The sequence below is a fragment of the Peribacillus aracenensis genome, from assembly GCF_025175645.1.
GTDB classification, from domain to species: Bacteria; Bacillota; Bacilli; order Bacillales; family DSM-1321; genus Peribacillus; species Peribacillus aracenensis.
Map to the genome: position 1 here is coordinate 56,747 of NZ_JANZMJ010000021.1, position 13,017 is coordinate 69,763.

Here is a 13,017-nt window from a genome sequence, read left to right on the forward strand (position 1 = left end):
TCCAGGGGGTTGTATGATTTCAGATTTACGTACTACCACAGAAAGGAGGAAGACGATGGAGAAAGGAAGAATTTCAGCTTTACAGATGACATTCATGATATATCCAACAATCGTGGCAACGGCTATTCTTGGTGTCCCAAGCATCACGGCCAAATATGCCAAAACTGATTTATGGCTTTCCCCCATTTTGGCGTCTCTCATCGGGTATGCGACGGTGTATATCGCTTATAAACTGCACAAACTTTATCCGAAACAAACGGTTATCCAATTCAGTGAACAGATCATTGGTCGGATTCCGGGGAAAATTCTCGGTTTTTTATTCTTGTTTTTTTATATCCCGATCACAGGGCAAATCCTAAGGAGTTATGGAGAGTTTATTGTCGACTCTTTTCTGGTCAAAACTCCGATTAGCGTGATCATGGCATCGATGCTACTCCTCTGTGCCTTTATCGTCCGTGGAGGGATAGAGGTGTTGGGGAGAGCTGCCCAATTGTTTGTTCCTGTTTTTATCCTTCCGATCCTCCTCTTAATCATTTTACTCGGCCCTGATTTTGAATTTAAGAATATATTCCCGATATTGGGGAATGGAATTATGCCTCCAATCAAAGGTTCAATTATACCGGGAGGATGGTTCAGCGAGTTTTTCCTGATCATTTTTCTCCTCCCTTTTTTATCGGATGTGAAAAAAGGAATGAAATATGGGATGATGACTGTGTTTGCTGTGATGATGACGTTAGTTGTGGTGAATCTTATCGTTCTTTTTGTACTCGAATCGACAACATCCACAAAGAATTATCCCCTGATGAATGTAACTCGGTATATCAGTTTAGCCAACTTTTTTGAACATTTGGAGTCGGCCATCATGGCCGTATGGATAGTAGGAGCGTTTGTCAAAATTTCTGTGTTTTATTATGCAGCTGCTTTGGGTACTGCGCAGTGGCTGAATCTCTCCGACTATCGTTCTGTTGTATGGCCGATGGGGATTTTGATTGTAGAATTCGGCTTTTGGTCGTATCCTAGCTCTATGGATGTCAGTCGATATGATATCGTCGCCTTCCCTTTTCATGGACTTTTGATGCAAACGATTATTCCTCTGTTATTGTTGGGAATTGCAATGGTTAGAAAAAGAAATAGACAGAGAAAGGGAAGCAAATCAAGCTGACCTTTTCTGCCGATTTTTTGATCTTTGATTTAAGAGGCTTGAAAAAGTGTGGGCATGAAAGTAGGCAAAAGGAACTCTATCTTCATGTTAAAACAAAGTTGATAGGAACGAAATGTACGAGACTCCTGCTTAGAAAAGCGCTTCAATGGGAGAAACCGCAGGCGCAATGGCGCCGCGGGCACTACATTCCAATCAACGGCCATTTTAAAAACCTACAAAAAATTGTAGGCAAACTCAATTATTTTGGAGTTTGTCTCATCTGCAACCATTCCGTTTTCGAATGGTTTTTTTGTTGCGAGAAACTGGAGATCATTAGATGTATTTTGCAGCAAGTTAAAAATAATTAACAATTTTTTCAAACCGTTTGGAAGTTTGTCCCGTTATCTATAGTACAAAGGCTTTTTAGAGAGGAGAGATAAAAGAATTGAAAAAGGTCATTTTTGTCGGTTGGATAGCATTGATGGCAGTCTTGTTAGGATTTTCACCGGAAATGGGTACGAAACGGGGGCAAGCAGTCAACGATGTCGTAAAAGTATACGGTCCAGGTGGCCCTCTTGGACCTATCAAGGAAATAGCGGAACGATTCACCAAAGAAACAGGGATAAAAGTTGAAGTTACAGCGGGACCTGAAGAAAAATGGATTGATCAAGCCAAACAGGATGCAGATATCATATACGGAGGGTCCGAGTATATGCTGACTGAATTCATGCATGATTATCCGGAGGTCCTTGATGAAAAAAAACGTACAGAATTGTATGCACGGTCAGCTGGCATTCTGGTTAGAAAAGGAAACCCGAAGAATATACAGTCATTGGAGGATTTAACGAAGAAGGGCGTAAAGATTGTAGATGTTAATGGAGCCGGGCAACTGGGGCTATGGGAAGATTTGGCCGGAAGAAAAGGATTGATCCCTGGAATTAGCAGGAATATTGACATTTCAGTGAAGTCCAGTGCAGAAGCTATCGATCTATGGAAGGCAAATTCTAAATTGGACGCATGGATTACTTATGAATCCTGGCATTACCGTCTGGCGGATGAGACGGATCTGGTTCAACTTCCTGAAAAAGACAAGCTCTATAGAGGGACCCCGGTAAGCATAACAAGTAAGAGTGAAAACAAGAAAAAAGCAAAACGATTCATTGATTATCTTAAAACGGAAGAATCTCATCAAGTATTTCAAAAATGGGGATGGAAGTAAATTTTATGAGGAGTGAGAGTATATGAAAAAGTGGATGGTATCTTCAGTTTTTATGATGGTCCTAGTTTTGGCGGCATGTGGAAATGAAGCTGATGATTCACCCAAAAATGATCAAGTGGTTAGTGGGACTGCCGATGAAAAAGCGGTAACCCTAAAATTGTTGGAAAGTGAAACAACAGACGAATACCTCGCTGATTCCAAGGGAATGACACTTTACTTTTTCAAGAATGATAAATCAGGAAAAAGCAATTGCATGGGTGATTGTCTCAAAAAATGGCCGCCATTCATGGAAAGGGATTTTGCTGTCCCTAAAGGATTTGAGGAAAAAGACTTTGGAACCATTAAAAGGGAAGATACGGGGGAAGAGCAGGTAACCTACAAAGGATTTCCACTCTACTATTTTGTGAATGATAAGGCAGCGGGAGATGTCAATGGCGAAGGTGTGAAAAAAGTTTGGTATATTGTAAATAACAAGACGATTTTTCCAAAATAAGAAAAAAGGGACGATCACTGATGGTCGTTCCTGTTATACGTTTTTTTCAAAAATTTACTTGTGAGGAGTTGCAGGTGCGATTGAAAGAAAAACTTGATAAGGAATTGATGGCACTAGTAATGAAAAAGCATCGTCCTGCTCTGGAAGAACTTTATGACCGGCATATTAAATTAATCTATGGTTATATTTTTAAGTTCACAAATGGAAATGCTGAAAAAACGAAGGAGATTGTGCAGTTGGTCTTTTTAAAGCTCTGGACCACAAAAAGCAGTTACAATTCCGAAAAGGGGCACTTTGTAAGCTGGCTTTTGACCGTTACACGAAATGTGTGTGTGGATTATGTCCGTAAAGACAGCGTTCATATCCGGAATAACAAACAAATGGACATGAGTCATCCAATAGACATAGAAGATCCTAATAATGATATAGAAAATGGGCTATTACACAGTGAAATTGCCAATGCAAAGAGTAAGTTAAGCAAGCCGCAAAAAAGGCTGATTGATTTACTGTATTGGAAAGGGTACTCGTTAACGGAAATTGCCAAAATTGAAAATGAACCGGTTGGTACCATCAAGAGCAGACTTCATCAGTCGCTTAAATTGTTGAAAAAGCATTTGGAAGTAGGTGGTTTGTAAATGGATACAGAGTGCACTAACCTGCTTTCATTTTTATCGGGTGAACTGGGAGAAAAAGAAAAAAAAGCATTCATGGAACACTTAATGCAATGCTCTGAATGCACTAGGGAGTATGAACAAATGACGGAAGCCTGGAATTCATTGAAGTGGGATTTCGAAGAAATAGAACCTTCTTCTTCCCTGAAATCAGAGGTTATGAATTTTGTCTTTGAGACTGATGATGAAGCTCCGGTGAGAAGGGAAAAGAATTGGAGTGGTTTTTTCTTTAAGCAGTTTACACCAGTCACTTCAGGTCTCTTACTAATCGCACTGGTTTTGGCGTTTGGGCTGTTATATTCCAATATTCAACTGAAAAAAGAACTTGCAGCTGTCGATCTGCCAATGGAGGTTAAAACGTCGCTATCTTTGCAGCCAGCCGATAAGACCGCTGTAAATATGAATACGGACGGTGCTGCATACATTTTGCAGCAAGGAGAAGAAAGAAGGTTAATCGTTCAGATTCAGAATTTGCCTAGCCTTCAAAAGTCCGAGGTGTATCAGGTGTGGTTGCTGAAAGATGGAAAACGGACAAACGCAGGAACTTTCAAGCCTGATGAATCCGGCACAGGATCATTGACATACAAACTGTCCATTAATGATAATTTCAATCATATTGGCATCACAAGAGAACCAGATGCAAATAGTACAAAGCCGAGAGGCGAAAAAATAGTAGGATCTTCTTAAAAATAAGAGACTTGCCCGCAAAGGGGAAGTCTCTTATTTACTGTTCGTGCCTGATTTTAATAGCTAAGTGATTTTAACAAGAAGAGGTCGCGATTTACAATGGAAGCTCATATGAATTGGGAATATAAGTGTTTACCCTTCACCATCGATCACTAGCAACGAATAACCAGCATTTTTCGGGTGGGGGCAAATGGACTTGTTTAAGGGTGGACAAACATTGTCATTTTCATGGTGCCTATTTATTCATTAAGTCCTCACAGTACTCCCGGATCAATGCTGAGGCTTTCGTTTGGCTGATTGAGAGGTCCTTCGCGACTTTCCTTGATGATTTATATGTTTGGTAAGATTTCCTGATCAAGATCCGTTTCGTTTCATCAAGTGCTTTATCGAGAGTAGTGGGGAGATCGATCTGTGTGACCTTTTCAACGTTCTCGGTTATCATTTCTGGCAAGTCGGACATTAAAATAACGGAGTCACTTATTAAGACCAACCTTTCAATCAAGTTTTCGAGCTGGCGTACATTGCCGGGCCATGAATAATGAATTAATAGATTCAAGCATTCTTCCGAAATGACTTTATTTTCGTGATATCTTTCATTGAACTTATTTAAAAAATTGTACGTAAGGGGAATGATATCTTCTTTACGTTCTCGCAATGGAGGCAGTTGAATATCAATCACATTCAAACGGTAAAATAAATCTTCCCGGAATCTTTTATCATTGACCATTTCTATTAAGTTCTGGTTTGTTGCTGCGACGATGCGGATGTCGACTTTTTTCATTTCACTGCCGCCGACGGGAATGAATTGTTTGTCCTGGATTACTTGGAGAAGCTTTGCCTGCAGAGCGAGCGGGATTTCCCCAATTTCATCAAGAAAGACAGTGCCACCGTCTGCGGATTCAATCAATCCGCGTTTTCCAGTTTTGTTTGCACCGGTAAATGCACCTTTTGAATAGCCGAATAGTTCGGATTCGAGCAGTTCCTCCGGGATGGCTGCACAGTTGATTGTCAGAAAAGGTTTGCTTTTCCGTTTACTGATCCGGTGGATGAAATGGGCAAGCACTCCTTTTCCCGTTCCAGATTCCCCTTGGATTAAAATCGTGGAATCAGTCGGCGCGACCTTTTCACAAAAAGTGAGGATGCGGTTGATTTTACCGCTATTAGTAATGAATCTCCCCGTTTCATCTTCGTCGTGAGTGATTTTTGACTCACCCCTTGCTTCATTTGCTTTTAACATTTTATATGTTTGGGTTTCTGTGGATGTAGTGACGACCAGTTCAATTTCCCCCGCATCATTTAAAATTGGAATCGCTGATGTCATCAATTCAGCCCCGATATACGTTTGTTGTTTTATGTAGCAAGGTTTTTTCCTTTTAAATACCTCAGGCACGATGGAGGGTTTCCAGTACCCTTTTTCAAATAAGTCCACATTATATTTGCCAATGACATCAGTAGGTTTCAGACCATAATGGCGCTCACATGCCTTGTTGACGTAAAGAATCCGTTTTTCGCCGTCAAGGACGAAAATCTCATCTGAGGAATGATCAAGAATTTTTAATAAAGTTTGGAGCGTCATCTCGACACTGTCAGTAGAATCCGTACTTTTCATAGGGTAATCCTCTTTTCAAAAGGGAATGAGTGAATTTTGATTAAGGTTTCATCAATTTCGAGTTAATTATAACTCGGTATGATAGCGTTTTCAATTTGAATTCTAAATATTTTGTTTATTTAGAGTGTTTCCGGAGGTTGGCACACATATTGCATTATATAAAATTATCAATTGGTGAAATTGACGAAGTGCTACGTTTGCATGTCATATTATTGCATGAATCGACATCTGAGCATAGCGGACTTCTAGTAAGCGGATTTATCTTATTCAAGGAAGACATCTAGGGGGAATGAATTTGGAAGAAAAGTATGAAGTATCTGACATCACTATTATCGGGGGAGGACCGGTTGGTTTATTCACAGCCTTTTATGCGGGGATGCGCCAAGCTTCAGTGAAAATCATTGAAAGTCTCCCTCAATTGGGAGGGCAGCTATCTGCTTTGTACCCTGAAAAATACATTTATGATATTGCAGGTTTCCCGAAAATCCAGGCCCAGGAGCTAATCGATCGATTACTGGAACAAATGGGTCAATTCAAAGCGGATATTTGTCTTAATCAATCTGTAGAGACCATTGTTCGTACTACGGATGGGATGTTTGCCATTACGACATCCGAAGAAACACATTACTCGAAAGCGATAATCATAACTGCTGGAAACGGGGCATTCCAGCCTCGGAAACTAAAAATGGAAGGCGAAGAAAGATTTGAAAATGCCAACCTTCATTATTTCGTCCAGAATATGAGCCAATTCGCTGATAAGAAAGTGGTTGTGTTCGGTGGCGGTGATTCGGCGGTCGACTGGGCGCTAATGCTTGAACCGATAGCCGAAAAAGTGACACTCATTCACCGCAGGGATAAATTTCGTGCCCATGAACATAGTGTAGAGCGTTTGAAACAATCCAAGGTTGAGGTCTTGACTCCTTATCTCCCAGCCGAATTGATCGGAGATGAACATATAGAAAAAGTGATTGTGACAGATGCGAAGAGTGGAAAACCGCTTGAATTGGAAGTCGATGACGTTCTCGTCAATTATGGATTCGTATCATCAATAGGGCCAATTAAGGATTGGGGTCTTGAAATTCAAAACAATTCCATTGTTGTCAATTCTAAAATGGAAACGAATATCAAAGGCATATACGCAGCAGGAGATATTTGCACGTATGAAGGCAAGGTGAAGCTGATTGCTAGCGGGTTCGGTGAAGCGCCTACAGCAGTGAGTAATGCAAAAGTTCATATCGACCCGAGTGCGAAAGTTCAGCCTCTGCACAGCACGAGCACAATGGGAGGAAAAGAGAAAAGCACAACGTCCGTTTAATCATGTGAATGGAGGGAGGGAAACCACATGGCTAAATACACAGTAGTTGACCAGGAGACATGTATCGCTTGCGGGGCTTGTGGAGCGACTGCACCGGAGATTTTCGATTATAACGATGAAGGAATCGCCTTTTCAATCCTGGATGCCAACACAGGAATAACCGAAGTATCCGAAGATCTGGAGGAAGACTTGGAAGATGCCTTTGATGGTTGTCCGACAGATTCGATTAAGTTGGCGACGGAACCTTTCGCCAATTTACCAGTGTCAGCCGGCTGAATCTGAAGTTCGGATCAATTAAGAAATATCAATTTTTAATAACTAGTATCGCAGGGATGCTAGTAATCATTTTTTAGGGGGAAATGAATAATGGCTTATAACAAGGTGGAAAATGTAACAAATCGAACATTTGAAAGAACATTGACATATGACAAATACACGGATCCGAAAGTACTCGAAAAGGAAATCGATCTAGTATTCTCTAAATCTTGGCAGCTTGTGGGTCATGTCAGCCAATTGGAAAAAGTGGGATCATTTTTTACGACAGAGGTAGCCAATGAGCCGATCATAGTGAACCGCGGCCAGGATGAGGTGATCCGCGCTTTTTATAACGTATGTCCGCATCGTGCAACTAAGCTTGAAAAAAGTGAATCAGGCAAGAAGAAAATTTTACAATGCAGTTATCATGGTTGGACATTCAAATTGGATGGGAAATTGAACAAAGCTCCGAATTTTAAAGGAGAAGATGAAGCCTGTGTACAAGATGCCTGTTTACGCTCCGTTCGCATGGAAATCTTGGAATCTTTAATTTTTGTAAACTTGGATGATAATGCGAAACCGCTTAGTGAATCTTACGGCGATTTCTTTGATCGTTTAAGTAAATACCCGTTTTTAAGTGAGCTAAAAAGAACAAGCCAAAAAACGAGGGTGATCAAGGCAAACTGGAAAGCGTTCATAGATAACTATTTAGAATGTGACCATTGCCATGTAGCACATCCAAGCTTTGTTGCAGCACTTGATATGGATGATTACCAAATCATTACTTGTGATAACTATTCACTGCAAGGTTCGATTGTTAAACCGGATAAAAATTACGGAACGGTTGATTTAAATAAGGCGGAAATGCAAGGAGGATCCTTTTTCTGGCTGTGGCCTAACTTGATGTTGACCATTTATCCAGGTCCTGGAAATATGGCAACCATTCAAATGGTTCCGATTGATCACGAAACGACTTTGGCTGTTTACACATATTATTTCCGCGATGAGAATTTGACTCAGGAAGAGAAAGATCTTGTTACGTTTGCCGAACAAGTCCGTCAAGAAGATGTGGAGCTTGTAGAGCTGGAACAAATCGGTTTCCGCTCCCGTGCCTTTAACAAAGGTAGATATTCTTCTTCGGAAAAAGCAATTGTTCAATTTCATGAAATGGTATTGGAGGCCCTAAATGAGTAAATTAGCGAATCAATTTAAATCGATGAAACAATATTTGATGATCAATGGCGAGAAAGTCGAAACGGAAAGCTATGCCCCGCTATATTCCCCTTTTTCCGGGGAAGAAATCGCCCAAATTGCCATGGCGGATAAAGAGCTGACCGAAAAGGCGATTGCAGCCGCCTACAATGCGCGCGAAGTCATGGCAAAAATGCCAGCATATCAAAGAGCGGATATATTGGAGAAGGCTGTCGCGTTATTAATGGAGAATGCGGAAGAAGCGGCAGAAATCATTTCCCGTGAATCAGCCAAACCGATCATGTTCGCAAAAGCGGAAGTTGGAAGGACCATCGAAACGTATAAGTTCTCGGCTGAAGAGGCAAAAAGGATTCACGGTGAAACAATTCCTTTTGATGCAGCCATAGGCGGTGTTGGCCGAATTGGTTACACGTTAAGAGAACCGATCGGGGTCATTGGTGCCATCACTCCATTTAACTTCCCGATGAATTTAGTGGCGCATAAAGTAGGACCGGCAATAGCTGCAGGGAACACCATTGTTTTGAAGCCTGCTTCGCAAACTCCGCTGTCCGCACTTTTCATCGCAGAAATTTTTGAAAAAGCGGGTCTGCCGGCTGGCGTATTAAATGTAGTGACAGGACCGGGCGGCACTGTCGGAGAAGCGATTGTAGAAAACGATAGGGTAAGCATGATCACATTCACAGGCAGCCCAAGCGTTGGAATCGGAATCCGCAACAAAGCGGGTCTGAAAAAGACCACACTTGAACTTGGCTCGAACTCGGCCTTAATCATTGATAAAGATATAGATATCGATAAAATTATCGATCGCTGCATCATGGGTGCCTTCTCCAATCAGGGGCAGGTCTGTATTTCATTGCAACGTGTATATGCACATGAAGAAGTGTATGAAGAGTTTGTCGAAAAATTCACTGCAGCGGCCAAAAAACTTAGAATTGGCGATCCATTGGATCCGGATACGTATATTTCCGCCTTAATCTCCAAAGGGGAAGCGACCCGTGTATTGGGCTGGATTGAGGAAACTAAAGGCAGTAGGGCAACGATCGCTGCAGGGGGGAAATTGCAAGGTGACATTCTTGAACCGACAATCATTACAGATGCGGATCATACGCTAAAAGTCTCATGCCAGGAAGCATTTGCTCCGGTTGTCATTGTAAATAAAGTGGGTTCAGTGAAGGAAGCGATTGATCAAGTGAATGATTCCCGCTTTGGCTTGCAGGCCGGGATATACACAAACAATGTGAAAAACGCATTGTACGCATCACGGGAATTGCATGTAGGCGGTGTGATCATCAATGATGTGCCGACCTATCGTGTCGATCAAATGCCATACGGCGGAGTCAAAGAAAGCGGGACTGGCCGTGAAGGCATTAAATACGCTGTGGAAGAAATGACCGAAATGAAATTGGTCGTTTGGAACCAAGACTGAAAATCGAGGAGATCATTTATGAAACAATTCAAAATTGCGGTTATCGCAGGAGATGGCATTGGCCCTGAAGTGATTAATGAAGGCATAAAAGTATTAAAAAAAGTGGCTGAACTCGATTCAGGTTTTCAATTGGATTTCACATACTTTCCATGGGGCTGCGAATTTTATGCCGAAAATGGTAGAATGATGGATGATGATGGGATAGAAAAGCTGAAATCGTTTGACGCGATTTATTTGGGAGCGGTCGGGTTTCCGGGCGTTCCAGACCATATTTCCCTATGGGAGCTATTATTGAAAATCCGTAAAAGTTTTGATCAGTATGTCAATATCCGGCCCGTGACATTATTAAAAGGGGCTCACTTGCCTCTCGTTGATGTGAAACGTGAAGATATTGATATGCTGTTCATCCGCGAAAACAGTGAAGGTGAATATTCAGGCGCAGGAGATTGGCTGTTTAAAGGGCAGGAACATGAAGTTGTTCTGCAAAACGGTGTGTTTTCCCGTAAAGGGACGGAAAGGATCATCCGATTTGCTTTTGAAACCGCGAAAAAAGAAGGCAGATCGCTCACGAGCATTTCTAAAGCCAACGCCTTGAATTATTCGATGGTTTTCTGGGATCAAGTATTCGAAGAGGTCAGCAGGGAATATCCCGAAGTCGAAACGGCTTCATATCTTGTCGACGCAGCGGCAATGCTGATGATCAAAGACCCGAAGCGCTTTGAGGTCGTTGTCACTTCAAACCTGTTCGGTGATATTTTAACAGACTTAGGAGCAGCGCTTGCTGGAGGAATCGGACTTGCTGCCGGTGCCAACATTAATCCTGAAAGGGAATTTCCATCGATGTTCGAACCAATTCACGGCTCAGCTCCTGACATTGCCGGCAGGGGTATCGGAAATCCGCTTGCTTCCATTTGGTCAGCAAGCCAAATGCTCGACTTTTTTGGCTATGAATTGCATGGTAAGATTGTGCTTGAAGCGATTGAGCAACTGTTGCTGGAAGCCCAGGTGCTCACGCCCGATATGAGTGGCACGGCATCCACTTCCGAAGTGGGGGACCGGGTTGCGGAAATCATCGAGTCAATCATTGTATCCAGAGTCTGACGGTGAAATGATCGTTCAATTTGATTGAATGGTCATTAATATAAATTTTGAAATGAAGTTGACTACATCTTTTTTGTCATTAGCCCCGGAATGGGTATCGAGGGCTAATGACAAAAATTTAATTTTTTATTCAACTAAGAAAACGTTTACATAATGTGTGTAAACTGTCTATCTTATTATTTAAGGGGTGATTGGATGAAAAGTAAGAAATATGTGTTTTACATATCATTAGCAATCAGCTTAGGCTTAATAGCCATTGGTGTATTCATGCCAAGCCAATTAGAGAGTTTTTCTAATTCATCGCTTGATTTTATCTACAATAATTTGGGTTGGTTCATTTTGGGGAGTGTTTTTACTTTCTTTGTGTTTTGTATGTATATAGGACTGTCTAAATTCGGTCATATACGTTTAGGAGAAGATAGCGATCGCCCTGAATATAAAACAGCAACTTGGATTGGTATGCTATTTAGTGCTTCCATTGGTATCAGTCTAGTATTTTGGGGCGTGGCAGAACCTGTTTCCTACTATATTAATCCTCCTTTTGGTAAAGCCTCTTCCGAAGAGTCAGCAAAGCTCGCTTTGCAATTAGTTTACTTGCATTGGGGAGTTTCGGCCTGGGCCTGTTATGCACTTGTAGGAGTTTCTTTAGCATTCTTCCAATTCAGAAAAAAATTACCTTCTTCATTAAGTTCTGTTTTTTATCCCTTAATAGGAGACAAAATCAGAGGCCCCATTGGAAAGGGGATTGATGTGCTTGTCATTCTCTCCATCGTCATTGGCATTGCTACGTCACTAGGTTTTGGTACGTTGCAGGTCAACAGTGGCTTGAACTTTCTGTGGAATCTGCCGATGAATGTTAGTGTTCAAACATCTATCATTGTGGTAGTGACAATTATTTATGTAGCATCCACGGTTTCTGGGCTACAAGGGGCCATGAAACATTTATCCAATCTAAATATGCTGCTAGCATTTGCATTATTGGCCTTCGTTCTTTTTCTCGGACCGACCCAAACCATTTTTAAAGTCTTTTTCCAGGGGATAGGTGATTACGTTCAGAACTTTGTAGGCATGTCGTTCAGGACCGAGCCTTATAGTGATGAAAAAGGTACTTGGATAGCTAGTTGGACTTTATTTTATTTTGGTTGGTGGATTGCTTGGGCGCCACTTGTTGGAAGTTTTGTCGCTAGAATATCAAAAGGCAGAACGATTAAAGAATTTATGATGGGTGCCGTATTCATTCCGGTAATAGGATCATTCTTCTGGTTTGCTGTTATGGGGGGCTCAGCCATTCATTTAATTCAAAATATGGGTGAAGCAGCACTAGCTACTGCAGTTTCGAGCGATGTGACATCGGCATTGTTCAAATTTTTTGATTATTTTCCGATGACTACATTTTTAAGTATTCTAGCTATGGTACTCGTTCTGGTTTTCTTTATCACATCTGCCAACTCAGCTGTTTTTGTGTTAGGGATGTTTAGTGAAAATGGAAATCCAAATCCATCCCATTCAATAAAAGTAATATGGGGAGCTGTCATTGCGGCAATTTCTATTGTATTGATCATGACTGGTGGTCTGGCAGGTTTGCAATCTGCACTTGTTGCAACCGCGGTTCCTTTGGCGGTTCTAATGCTCATCATGTGTTATTCTACATATAAAGGTCTTAAAGCCGAAATAGGTCTAACAATAGAAAAACAAAATAAAGAATCTGAACAAAAAGTGCCCCTTCCTAAAAAAAAGGCTTTATAAACAGGGGATTGTGTCATCGGTCGAATAATGGACACTAATAAAACGGTGTTCATTATTCGGCTTTTTTATGTTTGGAGGAAGTTATTCTTCGTTAGGATTTTAATGATAGGAATAATAATACAGATGATGACTTTAAAGTTCA

Annotated in this window: 12 protein-coding genes; 11 read left to right on the forward strand and 1 reads right to left on the reverse strand. The window is 41.3% G+C overall.

All coding sequences use genetic code 11. From position 1 onward, the window contains the following. Positions 1–55: 55 nt before the first annotated feature. The 5 genes from N0M92_RS19320 to N0M92_RS19340 all read left to right on the forward strand — a co-directional run bounded on the left by N0M92_RS19320 (position 56) and on the right by N0M92_RS19340 (position 4,211). Positions 56–1,162 (forward strand): GerAB/ArcD/ProY family transporter, encoded by a 1,107-nt coding sequence (locus N0M92_RS19320; RefSeq protein ID WP_260287355.1) that lies wholly within the window; start codon positions 56–58, stop codon positions 1,160–1,162. 424 nt (positions 1,163–1,586) lie between these two features. Next, complete coding sequence (locus N0M92_RS19325; RefSeq protein WP_260287356.1) at positions 1,587–2,360, forward strand: extracellular solute-binding protein; 774 nt, start codon at positions 1,587–1,589, stop codon at positions 2,358–2,360. Positions 2,361–2,382: 22 nt separating this feature from the next. Next, positions 2,383–2,853 carry a COG4315 family predicted lipoprotein gene (locus N0M92_RS19330; protein ID WP_260287357.1) on the forward strand — a complete coding sequence of 157 codons (471 nt, stop codon included), beginning with the start codon at positions 2,383–2,385 and terminating at the stop codon, positions 2,851–2,853. A gap of 80 nt (positions 2,854–2,933) precedes the next feature. Then, positions 2,934–3,488 carry an RNA polymerase sigma factor gene (locus tag N0M92_RS19335; RefSeq protein ID WP_260287358.1) on the forward strand — a complete coding sequence of 185 codons (555 nt, stop codon included), beginning with the start codon at positions 2,934–2,936 and terminating at the stop codon, positions 3,486–3,488. Then, on the forward strand, positions 3,489–4,211 hold the full coding sequence (locus tag N0M92_RS19340) for an anti-sigma factor (protein WP_260287359.1): 723 nt from the start codon (positions 3,489–3,491) through the stop codon (positions 4,209–4,211). It abuts the gene before it with no gap. Between the two features lie 235 nt (positions 4,212–4,446). On the opposite strand, the gene N0M92_RS19345 is transcribed toward N0M92_RS19340, so the two are convergent. Then, positions 4,447–5,820, reverse strand: coding sequence for a sigma-54 interaction domain-containing protein (locus N0M92_RS19345; protein WP_260287360.1), 1,374 nt, complete (start codon positions 5,818–5,820; stop codon positions 4,447–4,449). A gap of 295 nt (positions 5,821–6,115) precedes the next feature. Here N0M92_RS19345 and N0M92_RS19350 point away from each other — a divergent pair, with 295 nt between their 5' ends. The 6 genes from N0M92_RS19350 (at position 6,116) to N0M92_RS19375 (ending at position 12,875) form a co-directional block, all read left to right on the forward strand. Next, positions 6,116–7,135 (forward strand): NAD(P)/FAD-dependent oxidoreductase, encoded by a 1,020-nt coding sequence (locus tag N0M92_RS19350; RefSeq protein ID WP_260287361.1) that lies wholly within the window; start codon positions 6,116–6,118, stop codon positions 7,133–7,135. A 27-nt stretch (positions 7,136–7,162) separates the two neighbouring features. Next, positions 7,163–7,411, forward strand: a complete 249-nt coding sequence (locus N0M92_RS19355) for a ferredoxin (protein WP_260287362.1) — start codon at positions 7,163–7,165, stop codon at positions 7,409–7,411. A 90-nt stretch (positions 7,412–7,501) separates the two neighbouring features. Further along, complete coding sequence (locus N0M92_RS19360; protein WP_192208154.1) at positions 7,502–8,584, forward strand: aromatic ring-hydroxylating oxygenase subunit alpha; 1,083 nt, start codon at positions 7,502–7,504, stop codon at positions 8,582–8,584. Continuing rightward, positions 8,577–10,028, forward strand: coding sequence for an aldehyde dehydrogenase family protein (locus N0M92_RS19365; protein ID WP_260287363.1), 1,452 nt, complete (start codon positions 8,577–8,579; stop codon positions 10,026–10,028). The genes N0M92_RS19360 and N0M92_RS19365 overlap by 8 nt, the downstream gene beginning before the upstream one ends. Positions 10,029–10,046: 18 nt before the next feature. Continuing rightward, on the forward strand, positions 10,047–11,129 hold the full coding sequence (locus N0M92_RS19370) for a tartrate dehydrogenase (RefSeq protein WP_260287364.1): 1,083 nt from the start codon (positions 10,047–10,049) through the stop codon (positions 11,127–11,129). 195 nt (positions 11,130–11,324) lie between these two features. Next, positions 11,325–12,875, forward strand: coding sequence for a BCCT family transporter (locus N0M92_RS19375; protein ID WP_260287365.1), 1,551 nt, complete (start codon positions 11,325–11,327; stop codon positions 12,873–12,875). Positions 12,876–13,017 lie beyond the last annotated feature (142 nt).

What these genes read in the sequence shown, in the direction of transcription:
- N0M92_RS19320 (WP_260287355.1), top strand. Translation starts at nt 56, where the DNA reads ATGGAGAAAGGAAGAATTTCAGCTTTACAGATGACATTCATGATATAT.
- N0M92_RS19330 (WP_260287357.1), top strand. Translation starts at nt 2,383, where the DNA reads ATGAAAAAGTGGATGGTATCTTCAGTTTTTATGATGGTCCTAGTTTTG.
- N0M92_RS19340 (WP_260287359.1), top strand. Translation starts at nt 3,489, where the DNA reads ATGGATACAGAGTGCACTAACCTGCTTTCATTTTTATCGGGTGAACTG.
- N0M92_RS19345 (WP_260287360.1), bottom strand. Translation starts at nt 5,820, where the DNA reads ATGAAAAGTACGGATTCTACTGACAGTGTCGAGATGACGCTCCAAACT.
- N0M92_RS19355 (WP_260287362.1), top strand. Translation starts at nt 7,163, where the DNA reads ATGGCTAAATACACAGTAGTTGACCAGGAGACATGTATCGCTTGCGGG.
- N0M92_RS19360 (WP_192208154.1), top strand. Translation starts at nt 7,502, where the DNA reads ATGGCTTATAACAAGGTGGAAAATGTAACAAATCGAACATTTGAAAGA.
- N0M92_RS19365 (WP_260287363.1), top strand. Translation starts at nt 8,577, where the DNA reads ATGAGTAAATTAGCGAATCAATTTAAATCGATGAAACAATATTTGATG.
- N0M92_RS19370 (WP_260287364.1), top strand. Translation starts at nt 10,047, where the DNA reads ATGAAACAATTCAAAATTGCGGTTATCGCAGGAGATGGCATTGGCCCT.
- N0M92_RS19375 (WP_260287365.1), top strand. Translation starts at nt 11,325, where the DNA reads ATGAAAAGTAAGAAATATGTGTTTTACATATCATTAGCAATCAGCTTA.